At 27.7% G+C, this 23893-nt stretch carries 18 protein-coding genes; 12 read left to right on the top strand and 6 right to left on the bottom strand.

Features of this window, described 5'->3' with window-relative positions; genetic code table 11:
- Nucleotides 1-2: 2 nt before the first annotated feature.
- A complete protein-coding gene (gene recR / locus ACAN_RS06710) occupies nucleotides 3-575 on the bottom strand; it encodes a recombination mediator RecR (RefSeq protein ID WP_079580256.1) in 573 nt (190 codons plus the stop codon).
- A 71-nt stretch (nucleotides 576-646) separates the two neighbouring features.
- Here recR and dnaJ point away from each other — a divergent pair, with 71 nt between their 5' ends.
- Nucleotides 647-1774, top strand: coding sequence for a molecular chaperone DnaJ (gene dnaJ, locus ACAN_RS06705; RefSeq protein ID WP_099335409.1), 1128 nt, complete (start codon nucleotides 647-649; stop codon nucleotides 1772-1774).
- Nucleotides 1775-1804: 30 nt separating this feature from the next.
- On the opposite strand, the gene ACAN_RS06700 is transcribed toward dnaJ, so the two are convergent.
- The gene (locus ACAN_RS06700; RefSeq protein ID WP_099335408.1) at nucleotides 1805-2326 is read right to left on the bottom strand and encodes a nucleoside/nucleotide kinase family protein; all 522 of its coding nucleotides are present in this window, start codon (nucleotides 2324-2326) and stop codon (nucleotides 1805-1807) included.
- Nucleotides 2327-2475: 149 nt separating this feature from the next.
- On the opposite strand from ACAN_RS06700, the gene trpB reads away from it, so the two are divergent.
- Nucleotides 2476-3693: a tryptophan synthase subunit beta gene (gene trpB, locus ACAN_RS06695; RefSeq protein WP_099335407.1), complete on the top strand. Its 1218-nt coding sequence runs from the start codon at nucleotides 2476-2478 to the stop codon at nucleotides 3691-3693.
- A 22-nt stretch (nucleotides 3694-3715) separates the two neighbouring features.
- Here trpB and ACAN_RS06690 read toward each other — a convergent pair whose 3' ends face one another.
- Nucleotides 3716-4534, bottom strand: a complete 819-nt coding sequence (locus tag ACAN_RS06690; protein WP_099335406.1) for a ferritin-like domain-containing protein — start codon at nucleotides 4532-4534, stop codon at nucleotides 3716-3718.
- Nucleotides 4535-4610: 76 nt separating this feature from the next.
- Here ACAN_RS06690 and ACAN_RS06685 point away from each other — a divergent pair, with 76 nt between their 5' ends.
- Genes ACAN_RS06685 through ACAN_RS06675 form a run of 3 tightly spaced genes read left to right on the top strand, consistent with a single transcriptional unit; the run spans nucleotide 4611 to nucleotide 7161 of the window.
- Nucleotides 4611-5204 carry an MBL fold metallo-hydrolase gene (locus ACAN_RS06685; RefSeq protein ID WP_099335405.1) on the top strand — a complete coding sequence of 198 codons (594 nt, stop codon included), beginning with the start codon at nucleotides 4611-4613 and terminating at the stop codon, nucleotides 5202-5204.
- A gap of 10 nt (nucleotides 5205-5214) precedes the next feature.
- Nucleotides 5215-6177: a GGDEF domain-containing protein gene (locus ACAN_RS06680; protein ID WP_099335404.1), complete on the top strand. Its 963-nt coding sequence runs from the start codon at nucleotides 5215-5217 to the stop codon at nucleotides 6175-6177.
- A gap of 9 nt (nucleotides 6178-6186) precedes the next feature.
- Entirely contained in the window at nucleotides 6187-7161 is a 975-nt protein-coding gene (locus ACAN_RS06675) for a GGDEF domain-containing protein (RefSeq protein WP_099335403.1), read from the top strand.
- Here the strand turns inward: ACAN_RS06675 and cmoB are convergent.
- Nucleotides 7158-8072 carry a tRNA 5-methoxyuridine(34)/uridine 5-oxyacetic acid(34) synthase CmoB gene (gene cmoB, locus ACAN_RS06670; RefSeq protein ID WP_099335402.1) on the bottom strand — a complete coding sequence of 305 codons (915 nt, stop codon included), beginning with the start codon at nucleotides 8070-8072 and terminating at the stop codon, nucleotides 7158-7160. The two genes, ACAN_RS06675 and cmoB, sit on opposite strands and share 4 nt — an antisense overlap.
- A 181-nt stretch (nucleotides 8073-8253) precedes the next feature.
- Here cmoB and ccsA point away from each other — a divergent pair, with 181 nt between their 5' ends.
- Nucleotides 8254-11022: a cytochrome c biogenesis protein CcsA gene (ccsA, locus tag ACAN_RS06665; protein WP_099335401.1), complete on the top strand. Its 2769-nt coding sequence runs from the start codon at nucleotides 8254-8256 to the stop codon at nucleotides 11020-11022.
- A 30-nt stretch (nucleotides 11023-11052) separates the two neighbouring features.
- On the opposite strand, the gene ACAN_RS06660 is transcribed toward ccsA, so the two are convergent.
- Entirely contained in the window at nucleotides 11053-13824 is a 2772-nt protein-coding gene (locus ACAN_RS06660; RefSeq protein WP_099335400.1) for a sensor domain-containing phosphodiesterase, read from the bottom strand.
- 169 nt (nucleotides 13825-13993) lie between these two features.
- Here ACAN_RS06660 and ACAN_RS06655 point away from each other — a divergent pair, with 169 nt between their 5' ends.
- Complete coding sequence (locus tag ACAN_RS06655) at nucleotides 13994-15283, top strand: M20/M25/M40 family metallo-hydrolase (protein ID WP_099335399.1); 1290 nt, start codon at nucleotides 13994-13996, stop codon at nucleotides 15281-15283.
- A gap of 10 nt (nucleotides 15284-15293) precedes the next feature.
- Here the strand turns inward: ACAN_RS06655 and ACAN_RS06650 are convergent, their stop codons facing one another.
- Entirely contained in the window at nucleotides 15294-16022 is a 729-nt protein-coding gene (locus ACAN_RS06650; protein ID WP_079580245.1) for an IclR family transcriptional regulator, read from the bottom strand.
- 440 nt (nucleotides 16023-16462) lie between these two features.
- On the opposite strand from ACAN_RS06650, the gene ACAN_RS06645 reads away from it, so the two are divergent.
- The 5 genes from ACAN_RS06645 (at nucleotide 16463) to ACAN_RS06625 (ending at nucleotide 23841) form a co-directional block, all read left to right on the top strand.
- Nucleotides 16463-17596, top strand: a complete 1134-nt coding sequence (locus ACAN_RS06645) for an HpcH/HpaI aldolase/citrate lyase family protein (protein ID WP_099311863.1) — start codon at nucleotides 16463-16465, stop codon at nucleotides 17594-17596.
- 15 nt (nucleotides 17597-17611) lie between these two features.
- The gene (locus ACAN_RS06640) at nucleotides 17612-20131 is read left to right on the top strand and encodes an aldolase/citrate lyase family protein (protein ID WP_099335398.1); all 2520 of its coding nucleotides are present in this window, start codon (nucleotides 17612-17614) and stop codon (nucleotides 20129-20131) included.
- A 10-nt stretch (nucleotides 20132-20141) separates the two neighbouring features.
- The gene (locus ACAN_RS06635; protein WP_099335397.1) at nucleotides 20142-21197 is read left to right on the top strand and encodes a MaoC family dehydratase; all 1056 of its coding nucleotides are present in this window, start codon (nucleotides 20142-20144) and stop codon (nucleotides 21195-21197) included.
- A gap of 125 nt (nucleotides 21198-21322) precedes the next feature.
- A complete protein-coding gene (locus ACAN_RS06630) occupies nucleotides 21323-22306 on the top strand; it encodes an HpcH/HpaI aldolase/citrate lyase family protein (RefSeq protein WP_079580241.1) in 984 nt (327 codons plus the stop codon).
- Nucleotides 22307-22350: 44 nt separating this feature from the next.
- The gene (locus ACAN_RS06625; RefSeq protein ID WP_147525206.1) at nucleotides 22351-23841 is read left to right on the top strand and encodes a fumarate hydratase; all 1491 of its coding nucleotides are present in this window, start codon (nucleotides 22351-22353) and stop codon (nucleotides 23839-23841) included.
- Nucleotides 23842-23893 lie beyond the last annotated feature (52 nt).

The raw sequence follows: 23893 nt of genomic DNA, 5'->3' as shown, positions 1-23893 counted from the left end.
GGTTAAATAACAACCTTACTTTCAATTGCTTTTGAAAGAGAAATTAAATCTACATTTTCTAAACTAACACCTGTTGGTACACCTTGTGCAATCTTCATAAAATTAATCTCAAAATCTTTTAATTTATCTTCAATAAATAGTATAAATGCATCATTTGCAAGGGATGGAGTAATAGCAAAAAGTATATCACTTATTCTATTTTCTCTTACTAAATCTATTAATTTATCAATACTTTGTTCATCTAAATCTTCAATTACAAAATATAATCCATCAAATTTTTTAGACTCTTCGATTATAAAAATATCTTTTGCACTTTGAACAATACAAAGAATTTTCTCATTTCTACTATCATCTAAACAAAATTCACAAATTTCATGTTCACTCATAGAGCCACATCTTGTACATTTAGTTATATTTTTTATTGCATTTTCAATACTGTGAGCTAATTTTATACCACAATAGTTATCATTCATTACTATATGATAAGCTAATCTTAAAGCTGATTTTTTTCCAATAGTTGGAAGAGACTCAAAAGCCTCAACTAATTCATAAAATTTTTCTAATCCTTTTTTCATAAGGCGGATTATATCAAAGATTTATCATAATTTAGTTAAAATCGCGTAAAATTAAGTTAGGAGTACTAATATTGACTGAATTAGATTATTATGAAGTATTAGAAATTAGCAAAGATGCTGATAAAAGTACAATAAAAAAAGCCTACAGAAAAATGGCGATGAAGTATCACCCTGACAAAAACCCTGATGACTCAGAAGCAGAAGATAGATTTAAAGCTGCTAATGAAGCTTATCAAGTTTTAAGTGATGATGAAAAAAGAGCTATTTATGATAGATATGGTAAAGCGGGCCTTGAAGGACATGGCCAAGGTGGAGGATTCTCAAGTGCAGGGTTTGATGACTTAAGTTCAATTTTTGAAGAGATGTTTGGTTCTGCATTTGGTGGAGCTGATTTTGGTGGTGGAAGAAGACGAAGAAAATCATACAACTACAATTTGGATATTGGTATTGAAGTTGAAGTTGAATTCAATGAAGCTATCTTTGGTGTAACAAAAGATGTAACTTATAAATACAAAGATGCTTGTGATACTTGTAAAGGAACAGGGGCTAAAGATGGAAAACTATCTACTTGTTCTACTTGTCAAGGACAAGGTCAAGTACACATAAGACAAGGATTTATGACTTTTGCGCAAACTTGTCCACATTGTCAAGGAACAGGAGAATCAAAAGCTCAAAATTGTAAAAAATGTAGTGGTACAGGATACCATGAGAAAGAGGATAGCTTTGAAGTAAGTATTCCTGAGGGTATTAATGATGGAAATAGAATTAGAGTTTCAAACAGAGGTAATATTGCACCTGATGGAACAAGAGGTGATTTATATATCCAAATTTCAGTAAAAGAAGATTCACATTTTATTAGAAATGGAGATGATATCTATATTGAAGTTCCACTATTTTTTACTCAAGTTGCCCTTGGTGGGAATATTAAAATACCTAGTTTAAGAGGTGAACTTGACTTAGAGATTCCTGCTGGAACTAAAGATAAAGAACAGTTCAAATTTAGAGGTGAAGGTGTTAAATCTGTACAAGGGCATGGAAAAGGAGATTTAATTGTTCAAATTAGAATAACTTATCCAAAATCACTAAATAAAGAACAAAAAGAACTATTAACTAAACTTCAAGAGAGTTTTGGAATAGAGAGTAAACCACATGAATCAAGCTTTGAAAGTATGTTTGATAAAGTTAAAAAATGGTTTTAAATAAAGTTAGGGAGTAAATCCCTTACTTTATTATTTTAAACTTATTATTAACTCTTTTAACTTTTTTGCTGATTCATTTATACTATTATCATTATAAAACTCAATTAAATTTTTAGCTTCTATTTTAGTATAAGTTCTATTTAATCTATTTTCTATCTGTGTTAATGTTTCTCTATTTCTTTTAATTAATCTTTTCTTTAAAGTATCTTTATCTAAAACTATATTTATAGTGTAAACATTTTCAAACTCTTTTTCAAACTCTTGAATTACTGCTCTTGAAATAGAAATAATATTTATAGTATCATCTTTAATAGAGTTTTTAGAAATTCCATAGAAATTTCCATGGGCACTCCAAGATGATATAAAAAAAGAGTTTTGCTTTAATATAAAAAAAGCTTCTTTTGAAAGATAATAGTTCGTTTCATTAATATCTGGTACTCTTGTTATATACCTTTTTATAAAGTTTGCATCTAATATTTTTTTTAATTCATTTAATAAACTATCTTTACCAACTCCACTAGCGCCAACTAATAAAACTATTTTTTTATTCATTTGTTATCTTCTTTTTAATATAAAACTATTCTATTTAGTTTTAATTTAAAAAACCATAATATTTATAAAAATAATTCTATAACTAGCTTATAACAAATTTTTAAATATAATACTTTTAAAAATGCTATTTATTCAAAAGGAAAACATATATGCAAAAACCGTATTTAAAGTCATATCCAGATGAAAATGGATATTTTGGAAAATTTGGAGGTTCATTTATACCACCACAACTTGAAAAACCTTTTTTAGAGATTATAAAAGCTTATGAAGAGATAAAAAATTCAGCTAGATTTATTGAAGATTTAAAATATGTAAGAAAACACTATCAAGGAAGACCTACTCCAATAAGCTTTGCAAAAAATTTAACTGATTATTGTAATGGAGCAAAAATATATTTAAAAAGAGAGGATTTAAATCATACAGGAGCTCATAAATTAAACCACTGCATGGCAGAAGTAATTTTAGCAAAGCATTTAGGTAAAAAGAAGGTTATTGCTGAAACAGGAGCAGGACAACATGGTGTTGCATTAGCAACTGCTGCTGCTTATTTTGGCTTAGAGTGTGAAATACATATGGGTGAAGTTGATATAGAAAAAGAGTATCCAAATGTCGTTAGAATGAAAATTTTAGGTGCAAAAATAGTCCCTGCTACACATGGTTTAAAAACTTTAAAAGAGGCAGTTGATTCGGCTTTTGAAGCATATTTAAAGGATACAGATAATTCAATTTATTGTATTGGCTCTGTTGTAGGACCACACCCTTTTCCTATGATGGTAAGAGATTTTCAAAGTATTATTGGTCTTGAAGCAAAAGAGCAGTTTTTAGAACATGAAAACAATCTACCTAATAATGTTATAGCATGTATTGGTGGAGGAAGTAATGCAATGGGTATTTTCTCAGGGTTTATTGATGAAAACAGTGTTGATTTATATGGAGTAGAACCTATGGGAAAAGGCAATGTAATTGGTGAACACTCTGCTTCATTAACTTATGGAGAAGAAGGCATAATGCATGGGTTTAACTCAATTATGTTAAAAGATAAAATGGGTGAACCAGCACCAGTTTATTCAATAGGAAGTGGTATTGATTATCCATCAGTTGGTCCAGAACACGCTTTTTTAAAAACTCAAGGAAGAACAAAAGTAGGATTATGTGATGATAAAGAAGCAGTAGATGCATTTTATAAATTATCTCAATTTGAGGGTATTATTCCTGCGCTTGAGTCAGCACATGCAGTTGGTTTTGCAATGAAATTAGCTAAAACTTTAGCAAAAGATGAAACAATACTTGTAAATTTAAGTGGTAGAGGAGACAAAGATATAGATTTTGTTATAAAAAACCACCCTATTCCAAATAGTAAGTTTTAAAAGAGTTTTCTTTTAAAACTTATCATTTACAATCACTTTTTTTTGATAAAAACTTCAACTCTTCACATGAGAAACCTGCTTGTTTTCTTGCTTCAAAATTAATAATATATTTCTTACTTGTACTTCCAGGGTATATTTCTTCTAAAATCTTTAAATAAGTTTTTTCTGGAGCTAAACTCAATCTTTTACACTCATATTTAAACCACCTATCTCCTTTAGTTACATGGTCAATCTCTTCATTTAGAATAGTGTCTAAAGCCAATAAGATTTTTTCATTAAATCTATCAGGATTGGATTTTAATTTTTCCATTATTTTTGGGTTTTGTTCTAATCCATTTGCTTCTAAGTATCTTGGAACAACAGCCATTCTACTTAAAAGTGTTTGAGTGTTTTTCATTGCTTCAAAAAGATTTGTATGAACTTCTAAATCACCATACTTTGCATCTAATTCATGCAATAATTTTTCAATCATCTTAAAGTGTCTTATTTCATCTTCTGCTACTTCTAGCCAATCTTCATAATACTCTCTTGGTAAATTTTCAAATCTTAAAGCTGCATCTAATGCTAAGTCTATTGCACTATACTCTATATGTGCAATAGTATGAAGTAGTGATATTTTTCCTTCTTTTGTATCAAAATGTTTTCTTATCTTTATATCTTTTGCAGGAACAATTTTCAAAAACCCTTCATATGAGGGCTTAATTAATTTACAAACTTTATTATCATTTTTAAAAGAAAATTGTGACACTTTAAAGTTTTCATAAAACTTTTCAAATAATTCAATTTTTTTATTTGGTTTTTTTTCAACTAATACTTGTTCTAAGCTTTTAAAATAATCCATTTTTTACCTCTGTATTGCTATAATGTATATATATTATAAAAAATTAATGAATTCTATCTAAGTAAGGTTTAAAATAATGGAAATACTTAAACAAGCAATGGGTGATTATCAGACTAACTGTTATATTATTACAATTGATGATAAAGAATTAATTATTGATCCAGGAGTTAATGCAACAGCATGGGTGAAATATCATGTAAAAAACCCAATTGCTATTTTAAATACTCATGGTCATTTTGATCATGTTTGGTCAAACAAAGAGTTAAGTGATGATTTAAATATAAAAATTTATTGTCCTAAAGATGATAATTTTATGTTAGAAAAAGACCCATACGCTTTAGGGATGACTCCCTCATGTGCAGATATTTTAGTAGAACATGATCAAGAGTTTGATTTTGATGGAATAAAAGTTAAATTTCATCATTTTCCAGGTCATACACCTGGTTGTTCAGCGATTGAAATTGAAGATAACCTATTTTCAGGAGATTTTATTTTTAATAATACAATTGGAAGATGTGATTTTCCTTTTTCAAGTCCACAAGATATGAAAAAAAGTATAAATAAGATTTTAAAATGGGATAGAAATATTAGAATTCATCCAGGACATGGACCAAAAACAACTTTATTTCAAGAAAAAGATTCGTTAAAAACTTGGTTAAACTATTTATAGAAAGGTATTTATGAGTAATATAATGGTAAACTCATTTCGACAAATTTTAGAAGATCAACAAAAAAGTATTGAACATGCTGAATTTACAATTAATGAAGATAAAAAGATTGTAAAGCTTTTTGTAGAGTCACTAAAATATCTTGCTATATCACTAAATAATAGCCACAAAGTAAAAAATTTAAAGATTCTATTTAAAGACTCAATTAATAATTATAATGAAACAATTTTTGAAACAAAAAATGGTACTTTTAATCCAGACTTTAAACTTACATATTTAATTAACTTAAGCCAAAATGTAATAATTACTTATGAAATATATTGTAATGATGAACAACACTACCATAATTTAGAGATAAATAATGACGCTTTAGTAACAACATTTGACATTATCTCTCAAACTCTTTATAATAAGTACTTAGAAGAGTGTATAAAAGAGCTTTCACTAAAGGATCAAATTACAGGACTTTACAATAGAAAATATTTAGAAAACTACCTAGAAATGGTAATTTCTCTTGCAAAAAGAGAAGATAAAAAGATTGGTTTTTTAAAAATTGGTATTGATAAGTTTAAAGCTGTAATTGATGAATTTGATTATAATATTGGTGATAGTGTATTAATAACCTTAGCAGAGTTACTAAAAGATAGAGTAAGAAACTCAGATATTGTAGCAAGAATTGATGGAGATGAGTTTTTAGTAGTATTGCAAAATGTAAAAAGTCAAGAAAATGCAATAATGATTGCAAAAAAAATAATTGAATCTTTTAGTAAAAAGGAGATTTTAGTCAATGAAAAAACAGGGCAAACTTTATTAAAAACAATTTGTATTGGTATCTCTTTGTTTCCTGATAATGCAAAAACAATTGAAGAGATATTAAACAGTTCTGATAATGCTTTATATGAAGCAAAAAATAAAGGAAGAAATGAGTTCTTTGTCTACAATGATAGTCAAATGCATACAATAGATCTATTTTAGGATATTAATTTGAGACACAATATATTAAATTTGATAAAATCAGCTGGTACTAATGAGAGTGATTATAAGGCTTTACAGGATATATTTACACTGTATGACCAACTTCAATTCGCTTCAGATATAAAACAAATGGCAGGAGATATTTTTAATTGGTTAAATGTAACTTTTAAAATAGATAATGTAAATATTGCTTTATTTGATATTGAAAAAAATAATAGAGAAGATATTTTAATACATGGAGATCAATTTTTCTTAGATGATAGTTTATCATTCTTTTTTATTATAAATACCCATACAAACTTAAATGCAATTGTATCATTTTGTGCTACGTCTAAAGCTCATTTTGACTTAATAAATAAAAATTACAATATTATTGAATCAGCTTTTTTCCAGATTTCACCAATTATTCAAAATGGGATAATTAAAAAGAACTTTATAGAATCACAATCATTAGATTCAGTAACTAATGTTTTTAATAGACATTATTTAGTAGAAAATTTGAATAAACAAATTTTTTTATCAGGAAAAGAGTATAAACAAATTTACTTTTTAATGGTTGGTATTGATCACTTCAAGGCTGTAATTGATGAGTTTGATTATGATATTGGAGATAGAGTTTTAGTTGAACTTGCAAAAGTTATTCATGCAAATATTTCAGAGTTTGATATGGTAGCAAGACTTACAGGAGATGAGTTTTTAATTTCTGTTTTAAGTACATCAAATGAACATGATATTATTAATATTGCAAATAAAATAATTGAAGACTTTTCAAAAGTTGAGATTAAAGTATCATTAATTCCTGAACAAGTATTAAAAAAGACGGCTTGTATTGGTTATGATGTTTATACATATAGTGATGAAAAATCAATTGATACAACTATAAAAAATGCAGATATTGCCTTGTATGAAGCAAAAAACAAAGGTAGAAGTAAAGTTTTTAACTTCAATGATATGAAAGAAGAAGATACTATAGATCTTTTTTAGTTCTTCTTTCTTGCTTTAACATATACTCTTTTAGGTGCTGGATAGCCCTCTACAGTTTTACTATTATCATCTTTATCTAAAAAATCTTCTAAACTTTGATCAAAACTCCATTGTGTTTTTCTTTGTTCTTCAGAAGTTGTTGTAGTAACAGCTAATACTTCAATTTGTTCAAAACCTGCTCTAATTAACCAATTTTTTAATGCTGGAATTGTTGGTATAAAATATATATTTGGTATTTTTGAATATCTTTTATTTGGAGTTAATGCAACTTCTTGTTCTCCATCAATCATAAAAGTATCAATTAATATTTCTCCATTTTTATTTAAACCTTTTGCTAAAGATTTCAAGCACCCTACTGGATCAGGTCTATGATATAAAACTCCAAGCATAAAAATAAAATCAAATTTATGATTATAAAGTTCTAGATGTTCAACTCCTAGTTTTTCATAAATAATATCAGTTTTTGCAAAATGATTTATAAAATCAAACTGAAGCATTGTTAAAGCACTTGGATCAAAACCTATTAATCTTTTTGGTTTATCTTCAAGCATTCTAAACATATAGTAGCCATTATTACAGCCAATATCAGCTACAACTTTATCTTTTAGATTAAAATGTGGTCTTATTAGGTTATATTTAATATTACTTTGCCACTCACTATCAATTTCTAAACCAAAAATTTTAAATGGTCCTTTTCTCCAAGGGATTAAAGTTTTTGCAGTTTTTTGAATTAATTCAAACTCTTCTTTTGTTAAATCCTCTTTTTTACCAACACTAAACCAGTCACTATTTTCAATATCAATATTATCTTTTTTTATTGAGTGAATCTGTTTTAATTGTTCATACCAAGGTTTTACATTTTTCCATTCAAGACATTTTTGTCTTTCTTTTTTTAACTCTTCTATATTCATAACGCGATTATATTAAATATTTGTTAAAAAGCTGTTTTAATAGTTATTTGTTTAATAAAACTAAAATTGATTTTTGTTATACTTCAAGCGTATGAATTTACTAGTGTTTATATACTACTACACAAAAAATTCACATAAATTTAACTATAATATTTGGATATTATAAAATAAAGGATTAGCTTTGAAAAAAGTTATAGATGTCTTATTCTCCTTTAAGACTACATTAATACTGTTTGCAATTCTTGCCATTGGTGCAGCAGTTGCAACATTTATAGAAAATGACTATGGAACTTCTACGGCTAGAGTTTTAATTTACAATCACATATGGTATGAAACAATTTTGGTTTTAACTACGCTTAATTTGTGTGCAATAATATACAAATATAAAATGTGGAAGCACCCTGCAAGATTTATCTTCCATATATCATTTGTAGTTATACTAATTGGAGCTGGAGTTACTAGATATATTGGCTATGAAGGAATTGTTCACATAAGAGAGGGACAAACAGAAAATAAAATGATTTCACTTGAGCCATATTTACAAGTAAAAATCAAAAAACAAGATGCCACATATTATAAAGAGTATCAAAAAGAGTTTGCAAGCTTTTGGAATGATAAATTTAGTCATGATATTAAATTTGACAATGAAACGTTAAATGTTAAATTCAATAATTATATGTTTGCAAAAAAAGGAAATGCCTCAATGGGTATTTTAACTGTTGATGTAACACTTGATGGTAAAACTAAAACTGTTAAGTTACCAGGGAAAAGAGGTCAAAAAGGTGTAACAAAAATTGAAGATTTTGGAGATACTATTGTAACTTTAGAGTATGGTGCTAAAGTTTTAAAACTTCCATTTGATATTAAATTAAGAGATTTCCAACTTGAAAGATACCCAGGAAGTATGGCTCCATCTTCTTATGCTTCTGAAGTTACAGTTATAAAAAAAGATGGTAAAAGCTATGATTATAGAATTTTTATGAATAGAACTTTACATGAAGGTAATTTTTTATTTTTCCAAAGCTCTTATGACCAAGATGAAAAAGGAACAATATTGTCTGTTAACAACGATCCTGGTAAATGGCCAACATATTTAGGTTATTTTTTATTATCTTTAGGATTAATTTGGAATTTATTTGATAAAAAAAGTAGATTTTGGAAATTAACTAAATTCTTAAAAAATAGAACAGCCGCATCATTTTTACTTGCCTGTCTTAGTACTTTTGCATTAACAAGTGATCTAAAAGCAAATGAAAATATGCCTAATATTTCAAGCACTCAAGACTCAATTGTTACTTACATGAATGGATTTAAAGAAGATTCAAAAGCAACTGCTGAAAAGTTTTCTTATTTAGTTACTCAAAGTAATGGTGGAAGAATGAAACCAGTTGCTACTTTAAATAAAGAGATTTTACATAAAATTTCTTCAAGAAGTGAGATGTTTGGTATGAATGCTGATCAAATAGTTCTTGGAATGCTTACAAGACCTGAGTTTTGGAGACATGTAAAAATGATAAAAATCAAAACTCCAAAATTAAAACAAGTTTTAAAAATTGATGAATCAAGAAAATATATCTCTTTTGCAGAAGTTTTCACAAAAGAAGGTAAATATAAACTTGAAGAAGAAGCAAAAAAAGCATTTAGAAAAAAACCTACAGAAAGAGGAACTTATGAAAAAGATATTTTAAAACTTGATGAGAAATTAAATATATCTTATATGGTTTACAATGCAAATCTTTTTAAAATCTTCCCTAGAATTCATGATGGTAGAATTGATGATAATCATAAATGGTATAATCCTTTAGATGCATTTAGATTTTTCCAAGGTAAAAATAAAGCTGCTGTTGAAACAATGATTCGAGGTTTTATTAACTCAGTTATTACAGAAGATTATGAAAATGCAAATAAATTTATTGATATGATTCAAATCTATCAAGAAAAAGTTGGTTCAAATATTATTCCAAGTAAATCTCAAATAGAGAATGAAATATTATTTAATAAATTAGATATCTTCTTTAAATTAACACTTGCTTATTTATTAACTGGTTTAGTAATGTTAATCGTAGCATTTATAGTAATTTTTAATCCTAAAATCAAACCAGAAAAAACAACAAAAGTATTCTTTGCAGTACTTGCTATACTATTTGCTGCACATACATTTGGAATGGGCTTTAGATGGATTATTTCAGGACATGCACCATGGTCAGATACATATGAATCACTTCTTTATATCTCTTGGTCAGCAGTCTTTGCAGGAGTTGTATTTTTTAGAAGATCTTTACTTGCACTAAGTGCTTCTGTTATTGTTGCTGCAATATTTATGTTTACAGCACATTTAACAAATATTGATCCACAAATTACAAACTTAGTTCCAGTTCTTAAATCATATTGGCTAACAATACATGTTTCAGTATTAACAGCTTCATATGGTTTCTTTGGATTAGCTGCTATATTGGGTTATATGGCACTAATTATGTTTATTTTTAGAAAAAACAGACCTCATTTAGATGATAATATTAAAAATATTACTGCAATATCTGAAATAGCTTTAATTATTGGTTTAAGTGCAATTACTATTGGAAACTTCCTTGGTGGTGTTTGGGCAAATGAGTCATGGGGTAGATATTGGGGATGGGATCCAAAAGAGACTTGGTCTTATATCTCAATTATTGTTTATGCATTTATTCTTCATATGAGATTTGTTAAAAGTTTAAATAATCCATTTGCATTTAATGTTGCAAGTACTATTGCATTTAGTTCAATTTTAATGACGTATTTTGGTGTAAACTTCTACTTATCAGGAATGCATTCATACGCTACAGGTGATCCTGTACCAATTCCTATGTGGGTTTATTATACAGTAGCAACTGTGACACTTACAATTATTTTAGCTTATAAAAACAGAGATTTAAAAGATACTGTTTGTCATTCTAAAAATCAAAAAGATTAAGAGTAATACTCTTAATCTTTTAATCTATTTTTATAAAATCTCTTCTAAAGCCTTTGGTTTATCTATATAAAATCCTTGTGAATAATCAATATTAAGCTCATTTACTAAATCAAATATCTCTTTTGAAGAAACAAATTCAGCAACAGTTTTTAAACCTTCTTTTTTTGCAAAAACTATCATTGCTTCAACTATATTTCTACTAAAACTATCTTTTAAAATATTTTTAATTAATGAACCATCTATTTTTAAAATTGTAGGTTCAAAATCTAAAAGTCTTTCAAAGTTTGAATATCCAGAACCAAAATCATCAATTGCAATATTTGCATTAAGCTCTTTTACTTTTCTTATAAACTCTTTTACTATTGAAAAATCTTTAATATTTTCATCTTCTAATAATTCAAAAGTTACTTTACTAGCTAAGGTTTTGCACTCATTTAACTTTGTAAAAATCTTATTTCTTATTATTTCATCTTCAATATCAATAATAGAAATATTTATAGTTACATCCATATTAAGTTGCTTCATTGCTAAAAAAGAGTTATCAATAACAATACTTGTAATTTGTTTATAATATCTTCCTTTTTTTGCAATATCTATAAAGAAAAATGGTGATATGACTTTTTCATCTTCAGATACTAGCCTTACTAAAGATTCATATTTTTCTATTTTTTTTGTTTTGTTATTATATATTGGTTGATAATATGAAATAATCTTATTATTTTGAATTGCTGTTTTAATCATTTTAATAGTTTCAATATTACTTTTTGCAATCTCACTTAAATTTGAAGTAAGTCCTTGTGCATAAATAAAATCTTTTTTTGTTCTATATAGTTGTTTTAATCCCTGTTTTGCTTCAGCATAACTTCTCTTTTTATCTGTGCTTATACTTAAAACTACACTAATATCAAATTCAAAATTATCAAACTGCAATGTACCTCTTTTTACATTAATTTGAAACTTTTTTAATAATACTATTTCATGTTCAATAATATCAGGATTAAAGTTATCTAACTCTTTTAAGAAAGCATACTCACCATCACCTAAAGAATAAAACTTTTTATATCCTGAATTTAAAGGGAAAAAATCTAAAAGTTCAAATGAAAATTTATCTTCTATTTGATGAATAATCTCTTCTTCATAAAAATCTTTTAATATTTCAAAATCTTCTATTTTAACAATTGCTAAAAAAGGATATTTTACAGTTTTAAGTTCTGCTTTTAATTGAATTTTTTGATTAACAAAAGCTGTAATATCATGCCTTAAACCTAAATATTCCAAGATATTGCCATTTTTATCTAAAATTGGTTTTATTACTGTGTCTACAAAATACGGCTTTTTATTTTTTGCCATATTTTTTATTGTTCCTTGAAAAACCTCTTTTTTTTGTATAGTTTTCCACATTTTTCTAAAAATATCTTTTGATGCTTCTGGATGCCTAATAATATTATGAGATTTTCCAATTAATTCTTCTTTTGTATACCCAGACACTTCACAAAACTTACTATTAACTTCTGTAATTAAACCCTTTTTATTTGTTTTTGATACAATTGTATGTTTATCAATTGCATTTTTATATTGATTTAAATAATTAAGATTTTCATCTAATTCGTTTTGAACAGTATTTACTAAATTTATTAAAGCTTTCAAAGAAGAGTATCTTTTACTTTTAATAGGACAAGAACTAAACTTTCTTAAAATATCATTTTCAGATAAAGTAATAGCTGTTGTTGTAATATTCATTTGTGTAAGTTTTTTACCAATTTGAAAAAACTCTCCTTGTGTAAAAAATCCAATACTTGGTGCTACTTGTGAAATTGCATTTAACTCAACATCTAATTTATTTGATAAAAAGTAATCTCTTTTTTTGCACGAATAAAAGTATATAGCTTCAACAGGTTTAGATGCTAATTGATTTTGTAATTGAACAGAATCATCATATACTTCATCCAAATTTCCAATAGCAAACCTTACTTTATCGCCTTCATTTAAATTTCCTGCATAAGTAAAACTATTATCATCTTCAACTTTTATGATACTTCTTGCTATATCAACACCTAAAACAGTTTTTACTAAAGGAAAAGAGATTAAAGACTCATTTAAATTTAAACTTAAGCCATCACCAAAATATTTTTTATAAAGCTTTAAAACAGGCATATTATCTATTTCATAAACTCTATTTTTATTTGATTTTGTAATTGTCATCTCTTTGCCAACTTTTGACCAATTAAAAGTAAAAGTATTTGAAACAAGCAGATCTTTTGAATCAATAGATACTAAAACAATTCCATTTTTATATATTTTTTCATCTTCTATTATAAAAGCTTGTTCATATTCAAAAGTAGTAGCTGAATTTCCACCAACAAGTATTGAGTTTTTTAAATCATAACTAATTGCTTCTAAAAAACTTTCAATATTATTTTTTGCATCACTATTGAATAAAATCAGTACTTTTGAGTCATCTTTAATAAACTCTTGTGATAGTTTAATTGAATTTGTTATATTTAGATTTTCAATATATTTTGTTCTTATAAAACTTTTTTGAAAAATCGAAAAACTAATAACAATATTTTTATTTACTCTTTTATTATTTACACATACATTTTTAGAGCTAGAAGACCCCACTATTTTGGAGCTTGGCAATTGTTCTTTTAAAGTTTTAAGAATAGCTTTGATTTTATCTTTTTCATAAACTGTAGAAAAAATTTGTATTAAAATATCTGATTGTTCTTGAGGAATAATTTCTTTATTAATATAGAGTTTTAATTCATTTAAATCTTTATAAATATAGTTTTTTAATTGCAAATTTGACCTTTTTTGTATTTGTGCTAAAAGTAAATATTATATCTTTTTTAAATTATTTTTTCAAACTAATTTTATATTTTTATTAAAATATGCAAATATAAACTGCTTAAATAAAAGCTAAATGCATAAATAGATATAATCATCAAATTTTAATAAAAAAGGAACTATTTTGAGCCAAATAATAGAAATTTTTAAAGATATAACAAATATTCCTAGATGTAGTGGTACACATGAACCTTTTATAGATTATATGCAAAAGTTTGCCAAAAAGTATGATTACTTATGCTTAGTTGATAGAACAAATAATATTTTATGCAAAAAAAGTACCTCAAAAGCAAAACTTAGCTTTCAAAGTCACTATGACATAGTTTGTCTAAGTGAAAACTGTGTTCCAACAATTATTCAAGAAGATGATATTTTAAAAGCAAAAGATTCAACACTTGGAAGTGACAATGGAATGGGATGTGCTTATATGCTTTATCTTATGAGCCAAAATTATGATTGTGAATTTTTATTTACAAGTGATGAAGAGATTGGACTTATTGGAGCTAATAATTTAGATTTTGCTCTTCAATCAAAATATATGCTAAATCTTGATAGTGAAGAAGAAGGAAAAATTTGCATTGGATGTGCTGGTGGAGTTGATATATTTGCTGAAAATTTCAATAAAGAGATTATTGAAAACATAGATAAATTGGAATTATATGAAGTATCTATCACAAATCTACAAGGTGGACATAGCGGAGTTGATATTGATAAAAATATTCCAAATGCTATAAAACTACTTGCAAAAACAATAAAAGAGTGTAATGGAAAACTTCTTGATATTTATGCAGGTGAAAGAATCAACTCAATTCCTGCTAATGCAAAAGCTATAATTGCTACAAATGAAAAACCTATTGCTTCACATATTAATATGCAAATTGAAAAAATTGATACAGTTTCAGAACACTTAAATGTTTTTGATGAAAAAATAGTTGATTTTTTATATACATTTGCAAATGGAGTTAGAGGATATGACAAAGATTTAAATGTAGTACTTAATTCAATAAATCTTGCAAAAATAGAGACTACAATTGATAGTATAAAAATTGAAATAAGTGCAAGATCTATGCAAAATGAAGAGTTAAAAAGAATAAAAGATGAAACTGTTGTCTTATTACAAAACCATAATTTTGAAGTAAAAACTGATGGAAAATATCCCGCTTGGAAACCTGATATAAATGAGTTTACAAATATAGTTTTAGAAAGTTATCAAAGTTATAATAAAAATGCCAACTTGGAGGCTATACATGCAGGTTTAGAGTGTGCTATTTTTAAAGATAAGTTTCCAAATATAAAAATTGCATCAATTGGGCCAACAATAAAATTTCCCCATTCTAAAAAAGAAGAAGTTAGTATAAAATCTGTTGAAAATGTATTTGAAGTAGTAAAGCAAATAGCAAATAAATATGTATAAAGAGTTTTCTTTATACATATGGATTAACTAACTTAAATATTTTTTGTCCATATTCATGAAGTTTTTGTTCATCCATTCTTACTGTAAGTCCAGAAACTCCAACAGTTCCTACAAACTCACCTTTTTTATTAAAATAAGGAACAGCAACAGAGCATAAACCAAATTCATGTTCTTCATTTCCTATTGCATACCCTCTTTCTTTTATTAATTCTATCTCTTTTTTTAATTTTGTTATACTAGTAATCGTATTTGAAGTAAATTTTTTAAGCTCAATTGTTTCTAAATTGATATCTTCTTTAAAAGCTAATATTGCTTTTCCAAAGCCATTTGTATGAATTGGAGCATGAAGACCAACTGAATTTCTAGTTTTTAAAACTCTTTTTGACTTATCAACTTGATTTAAATATAATACAGAATTATTATCAAAAATCCCAATATAAGAGCACTCTTCAGTTAAATAGAAAATCTCATCAAGCAATCCACTTGTTTTTTCTACTATTTTTTCCCTATCATCTTTATGAATTATCTTCTTTAATATATCACTTAAAATAATCTCTTTTGTACTACTTTTATACTCTATAAAATCTTCATTCATTAATGTTGTAATCAATCTTGACATTGTACTTTTATCAATTTGTAACTTTTGGCATAATATATTTGCTGTCAAAGGTTTAGTACTTGCCATTATTTGTTTTAAGACCATTAAACCTTTAGATAGTGATTTATTTTGTTTTTGCACCCTACTCTTCTTTTATTATTTGTTATTTATTATTTATTATATTACCAAGCTTTTATTTAAAGTGAATTTATATACCAGTTTATTAACCATTTAAATTGACTTTATGTTACAAAAGCGTAAATTTTAGAAAAAAAATATTTTTTTTTGAAGTTTTTATTTTAGTATATGAGAAGAAAAAAAAATATTTTCTCACTATGTGAAACTCATTTTTAAAATTTGCTTCAATTGCCTATTTGATGGTGTCTAGAGAATTTATAAATTTTTTCTTAAAATATTGTTTATATGTAAAAATTATGTTATAGTTTATTTTACATATGGATTAATTACATTCATGTTACAGAAACCCTGTAATTTTATAAAATTTTATTAAGTGAAATCCACTTAATAGAATTTTTTTGAAATAAGTTAAAAATAATAAATTACACAAAAAGGTAAAAGTTATGACATCATCACACATAGATTTATCAAAATTAACAGCAAATGATGACTTAACGCCAGTTCTTGGTGGTTACTGGCCTGGTATTCAAATATACTATCCCCCTATTAAGTTCAATCCATTGGACGGTACATATGAAAGTATGGAACAAGCAAAATTAAGACTACAAAAACATGCATATAAGACAAAAGCACATACTGTACTTTTTGACTTAGAAGATGGTTGTAGACAAAAAGCAATGAGTAGAGAACTTTTAATTCAAGAGTTACCAAAGTTTCCAGAAAGAAATTTTCAAATTGCAGTAAGAATTAATCCTTTTAGAACTGATGAGTATGAAGAGGATTTAAAGATGTTAAAACAAATACATAAATATATTGATGTAATTGTTTTAGCAAAAGCTGGAGAAGTTTATGGAGATGCAGAGATTAGAGACTTATCTTCTTGGTTAGTTTCAATTAATGCAAACCTTACAATTCAACCAATTATTGAGCACCCTAAATCACTTCAAATTGCATCTGATTTAATGGACTACTCAACTGTAAAACATGTTGTATTTGGTATTCATGACTTTTCTAAAGCAATGGCTTATAAGATTACTCCTGAGGGATGGATTGATGAGTTAAAAACTTTCTTTAATATTCTTACGATGGAAGCAAGAATTAAAGGTGCTGGTGTTATTGGTGGGGTTGAAGTTTTACTTACTCCTAACTCTTTACCAGATTCATGTTTAGAAAAAAAAGATATTAGAAGATGGTTAGATTTACATGGAGATGATGCTTCAAGACATGTATATGCACATGCAAGGAAAGAATGTGCAATGGGTCTTACAGGAAAACAAGTAATTACACCAAATCATATAAATGTATGTAAAGTTGCATTTACTCCAAGTCCTAAAGAGATTGAGCATGATGTAGCAGTATTAAAAGCAGCGATTGAAGCAGATGCACTTTTAAGTGGTGCTATTAGATATAACGGAGAGATGTTAGATCCTCCAATGTTTGGAAAAGCATTACAAAATATATTAAGAGCTTATGCACTTAGAAGTTTAAGTCCTGAGCATCAAGAGTTTGCATTGACTGTATTAAATAAAATGCCAATTCATACATTTAGAGAAAACTGGCCATACGGTCAAATATAGTAAGGAGTAAATACTATGAGTTCAACTATTAAAATTGAAGTACCTGAATTTTTAAATATTGGTGTAGCTTGTACTTCTGCTCACGTAGGAACAGAAAACGAAAATAATACAGCAATGATAATTGAAGATGACAAATTAGGAACTGATGAAATTTCATACAAAGAGTTAGCTGAAAAATCTGACCAAGTTTGTAATTTTCTTACTGGAATTGGACTTGAAGCTAGAGATAGAGTTTTAGTATGTTTAAAAAACTCTTTAGCTTATCCTATTTCATTTTTTGGTGCAATAAAAGCAGGTATTATAGCAGTTCCAACATCTACACTATTAAGTGGTTCAGAAGTTAAATATCTTGCTGAAGATTCACAAGCAAGTGCTATTGTAATGTCAGCTTCTATGTATGAAAATTTAGTTCCATATTTAGAGAATATAGACAATTTAAAAACTATTATTGTTGCAGGAACAAATAGCGTTGATGATTATAAAAAACCAAAAGGTATTAATGTATATGCATTAAATGAAATCTTAAACAATACTAATAAAACACCAAACCATTATAATTCAAAAGCTGGTGAGCCTGCATATTTAGTATATACATCAGGAACTACTGGTTATCCAAAAGGAGTTTTACACTCTCATAGATCATTAGTTGGAAGAACTCCTGCTACTGAATATTGGTTTAATTTTAAAAAGAATGATAGAATCATGCATTCTGGAAAGTTTAACTGGACTTATGTTTTAGGTTCAGCATTAATGGATCCACTATTTAATGGTCATACAGTTATTGCTTATGAGGGAGCAAATGATGCTTCAACATGGATTGATTTAATAAAAAAACATAAGTGTACTATATTTATTGGAGTTCCAACTATATATAGACAAATCATTCAAAAAACAAAATTTACAATAGATGATTGTCCAAGTTTAAGATATTGTATGAGTGCTGGGGAACATCTTTCAACAGAGATGATTGAAGCTTGGAGAGATAGATTTAAGCAAGATATTTATGAAGCTATTGGAATGAGTGAGTGCTCTTATTATATTTCACACTCTATTAATAATCCAATAAGACCTGGAAGTGCGGGGTTTGTTCAACCTGGTCATATTGTTAAACTGCTTGATCCTGAAACATTAAAAGAAGTTGATGTTGAAGAAGAAGGTATGATTTGTATAGGAGAAGATGATCCTGGATTGTTTATTGAATATTGGCAACTAGAAGATGAAACTGCAAAAGCAAGACATGATGGATACTTCTTTACAGGAGATTATGCAAAAAGAGATAAAGATGGTTATATTTGGTTTATTGGTAGAAAAGATGACATTATCAATACATTTGGATTTAGAGTATCTCCTCATGAAATAGAAAGAGTTGTAAAAACTCATCCACTTGTAGCAGATTGTGTTGCATTTGGATTAGAAATTGCAAAAGATAAAACACTTGTAGCAATTGCTGTAATTGGTCATGAAAATTTAACAAAAGAGCAAGAAGAAGAAGTTTTAGCATTTTCTCAAGCTAATCTAGCAAAATACAAAGCTCCAAAGAAAATTTTTAGTATGAAAGATTATCCAAGAACTAAAAATGGAAAAGTTTTAAGAAAACAGCTTGTTAAAAATCTTCATGATTTAGAAGATGCAAAAACAAAAGGTGAAGAAGTTGTTGAATACAAAGCAAGAAGATCTATGCTTTTTATTCCAGCATATAATAAACACAATGTAGAAAAAGCAAAATCTGTTTTAGCTGATACTGTAATTTTTGATTTTGAGGCTATTTTACAAGAACAAAGAGAAGTAGGAAGAGATGTTTTAAGAACTGTCTATAAAGAAAGTGGTTCAAAATTTGGAGATTCTGAAAGAGTATTTAGAGTAAATAATCTTGGAACAGAAGATTTAAAAAAAGATTTAGAATTAGCAAAAGAGTTAGAAGTAGATGGACTACTATTTTCTAAAATACAAACAAAAGAGGATGTATTAGAAGCAGTTAAACTAATTGATGAAGTTGATACAAATTTAACATTGATGATTATGATTGAAACACCACTTTCAGTTTTAAATATTCAAGAAATTTGTAGTGCAAGTTCTAGAGTTGAAGTTGTAGTTGTGGGATCAAATAAATTAGCAAATAGACTTCAAATTGATATTAAAAAAGGCTCTAAAGCTATGTTTAATTATTTATCGCAAATTGCACTTGCTGCAAAAGCATATGGCAAAACAGTAATTGATGGACCATATTATGATGTACATGATGAATTTGCTTGTGAAGATTCAACAAAAGATGCATATAACTTAGGATTTGATGGGAAATCATTGATTCATCCAGTTCAAATTGAATACATCAATGATATTTTCACACCAAAACAAACTGAAGTGAAAGCATATGAAGAGATGATATCTAAATATGAAGAAGCAGCAAAAGATGGTAGAGAAGTAATTGTATATAATAATAAACTTGTTGATAGTTCAAAAATCAAATGGGCTAAGAAAATGATTTCATTATATGAAACATACAAATCTTTAGGTCAAAATTTATTTGGTAAATAAGGAGTCTATTTTGTCTAAAATTAATTTAGGAAACTTTTTTGAAGATTTTAAAATCGGACAAAAAATAATTCATCCACTTCCAAGAACAATAACAGATGGTGATGTATCTTTTTACATCGCCTTAACTGGAAGTAGATTTGCACTGCACTCATCTGATGTGTTAGCACAAAAGATGGGTTATAAGAAAAAACCTCTTGATGATTTATTGATGTTTCATTTAACATTTGGAAAATCTGTTCAAGATATCTCTTTAAATGCAATTGCAAATTTAGGTTATGCAGAAGTTTCTTTTCCTAATCCTGTATTTGTAGGAGATACTGTTAGACTTGAAACAGAAATTATTGGATTAAAAGAGAATTCAAATGGTAAAAGTGGAGTAGTTTATGTTCACTCAATTGGTTATAACCAAGATGAACAAGAAGTTCTAAACCTTAAAAGATGGGTTATGGTTCATAAGAAAAATAAAAATGAAATGAGCAATATTAAAGACATTCCAACATTTGAAAAAACTTTAGCTGTTGAAAAATCTATTAATATTCCAAAACAAAAAGAGATTGATACATTAGCAACTGGTGGGAAATTCTTCTTTGAAGATTATGAAGTGGGTGAAAGATTAAACCATCCAGAGGGAATTACTATTGATGATAGTGATCATACACTTGCAACAAAACTTTATCAAAATAATGCAAAGGTTCACTTTGATGATTTCATGATGAAAAGTACACCAATGGGTCAAAGATTGATGTATGGAGGCCATGTAATATCAATTGCAAGAGCTATCTCTTTTAATGGATTACAAAATGCACAATGGATTTACTCTATTAATAGTGGAGCTCATGCAAATCCAACATATGCTAAAGATACAATTTATGCATATACAGAAATTTTAGAAAAAATCAATCATGAAAGAGATGATATTGGTTTATTAAGATTAAGAACAGTTGCTGTTAAAAATCAAAAATCTGAAGAGATAAGTAATCCAAAAGATGAAGATGGCAAGTACTTAAAAAATGTAGTACTTGATTTAGATTACACAGTAATCATTCCAAAAAATAAAAAAAAATAAGTTATAAGATAAGAGTGAATCGTTACTCTTTTTAAGTTTTCTCGAAAGAGAGTTTAACAACAAGTTACTAGACAAAAGATCCCTTTTAAAATTAAGGGACGAAAATTATTAAAAAGGAAACTATTATGACACATCCAAATAAAGCACTATTTGAATCAGGAAAATCTTTACCAATAATTCCTTCTTGTGAACACTTTGCAGGAAGTGAAAAATTAATATTAAAAGCATTTGAAATGCAAAAAAAATTAGGTCCAGTTTTTGATATCACTTGTGATTGTGAAGATGGAGCAGAAACAGGAAAAGAAGTAGAACATGCAAATATGATTGTAAGAGTTGTTAACTCAGATGCAAATCCATATGCTATGGCAGGTACAAGAATTCATGACTTTTCTCACCCAGATTGGAGACAAGATGTTGATATATTAGTTCCAGGTGCTGGTGAAAAATTAGCTTATATTACTCTTCCAAAATCAACTTCTTATGAAGATGTAAAAACTCAAGTTGAGTATATTCAAGCAAAATGTAAAGAAGCAGGAATAACAAGAGAGATTCCAATTCATATCTTAATTGAAACACATGGAGCTTTAAATGATGTAGAAAAAATTGCAACTTTACCTTGGTTACAAGTATTAGATTTTGGTCTAATGGATTTTGTTTCTGGATATCAAGGTGCAATTCCTGCGATTAACATGAGAAGTCCTGGTCAATTTAATCATAGACTAATTGCAGCTGCAAAAACAAGAGTTTGTCAAGCAGCAATTCAAAATCATGTAATACCTTGTCATAATGTAACACTTGATTTAAAAAATCCATATCAAACTTATAAAGATGCTGAAATTGCAAGAAATGATTTTGGATTTATGAGAATGTGGTCAATTTATCCAACACAAATTCAAGCAATTGTAGATGCGATGAAACCAGACTTTACTGAACTTCAAGCAGCTCAAAATATATTACTTGCAGCACAGGATGCTGAATGGGGACCAATTCAATATGATGGTGAGCTACATGATAGAGCAACATATAGATATTTTTGGGAACTTGTGCAAAGAGCACACTTTTCTGGACAAAAACTTCAAGAAGAAGTGACAAAAAGATTTTTTTCATAAAGAAATTTGTATAATATTGTCACTTTTTAAGTGAAAGGAAAAGAATGAGCGTTATAAAAGAGCAAGATATAATAGACAGTATCGCAGGAGCCTGTCAATATATCTCGTATTATCATCCAGAAGATTTTGTAAAAGGAATGGTAGAAGCATATGAAAAAGAGGAATCCGAAGCAGCAAAGAATGCAATAGCACAAATATTGATAAACTCAAAGATGTGTGCGATGGGACATAGACCATTATGCCAAGATACAGGATCAGTAAATATTTTTATTAAAGTTGGTTTAAATGCAAAACTAGAGTTGTCAAAAGAGTTAGAAGATGTATTAAATGAGGGAGTAGCAAAAGGATATACAGACCCAGATAATACATTAAGATACTCAGTAGTAAGTGACCCAGCAGGAGAGAGAAAGAATACAAAAAATAATACTCCAGCAGTAATACATTATAGTGTAGATAACTCAGATAAAGTAGAGATAACAGTTGCAGCAAAAGGTGGAGGAAGTGAGAATAAATCTAAGTTTACAGTGCTAAATCCATCAGATTCAATATATGATTGGGTAATGGAGAATGTAAGACAAATGGGAGCAGGATGGTGTCCACCAGGAATACTAGGAATAGGAATTGGAGGAAACCCAGAGAAATCAATGCTACTTGCAAAAGAGTCTTTAATGGATCATGTAGATATACATGAATTAAAGAAAAGAGGAGCAAAAAATGCAGTTGAAGAGTTAAGATTAAGACTGTATGAAGATATCAATAAAATAGGTATAGGAGCACAAGGACTTGGAGGCTTAACAACAGTATTAGATGTAAAGATATTAGATTACCCATGTCATGCAGCTTCAAAACCAGTAGCAATGATACCAAACTGCGCAGCAACAAGACATATACATTTTGAATTAGATGGAAAAGGTGCAGCAAAATTCGAGAAACCAGATTTGGATATTTGGCCTGATTTAGAGATACCAATGGATAGTGTAAAAAGAGTAAATATAGAAGATTTAACAAAAGAGAATTTGTCACAGTTTAAATCAGGGGATACATTACTATTGTCAGGAAAGATTTTAACAGCAAGAGATGCAGCACATAAAAAGATTGTAGAGTATAAAGAAGCAGGGAAAGCATTACCAAATAACTTAGAGTTAAAAGATAGATTTATATATTATGTAGGACCAGTAGATCCAGTAAAAGGAGAGGTAGTAGGACCAGCAGGACCAACAACATCAACAAGAATGGATAAATTCACAAAAGATATGATGGAAATAGGAATATTAGGGATGATAGGAAAGGCTGAAAGAAAGCAGCCAACAATAGATTTAATAAAAGAGTATAAATCAACATACCTAATAGCAACAGGTGGAGCAGCATATTTAATATCACAATCAATAAAAGATGCAAAAGTAGTAGCATTTGAAGAGATGGGTATGGAAGCAATATATGAGTTTGAAGTCAAAGATATGCCAGTAACAGTCGCTGTTGACAGTGAGGGTGTATCTATTCATACAACTGGACCACAAAAATGGAGAACTATTTAATTACAAAGGCTTAGGCCTTTGTAAAACTCTTTTTTAAATCCTTTTTAATACC

It is taken from the genome of Malaciobacter canalis (assembly GCF_008000835.1).
Classification (GTDB): domain Bacteria; phylum Campylobacterota; class Campylobacteria; order Campylobacterales; family Arcobacteraceae; genus Malaciobacter; species Malaciobacter canalis.
The sequence above is the reverse complement of the archived record's forward strand: the minus strand, read 5'-3'. Positions and strand labels throughout refer to the sequence as shown.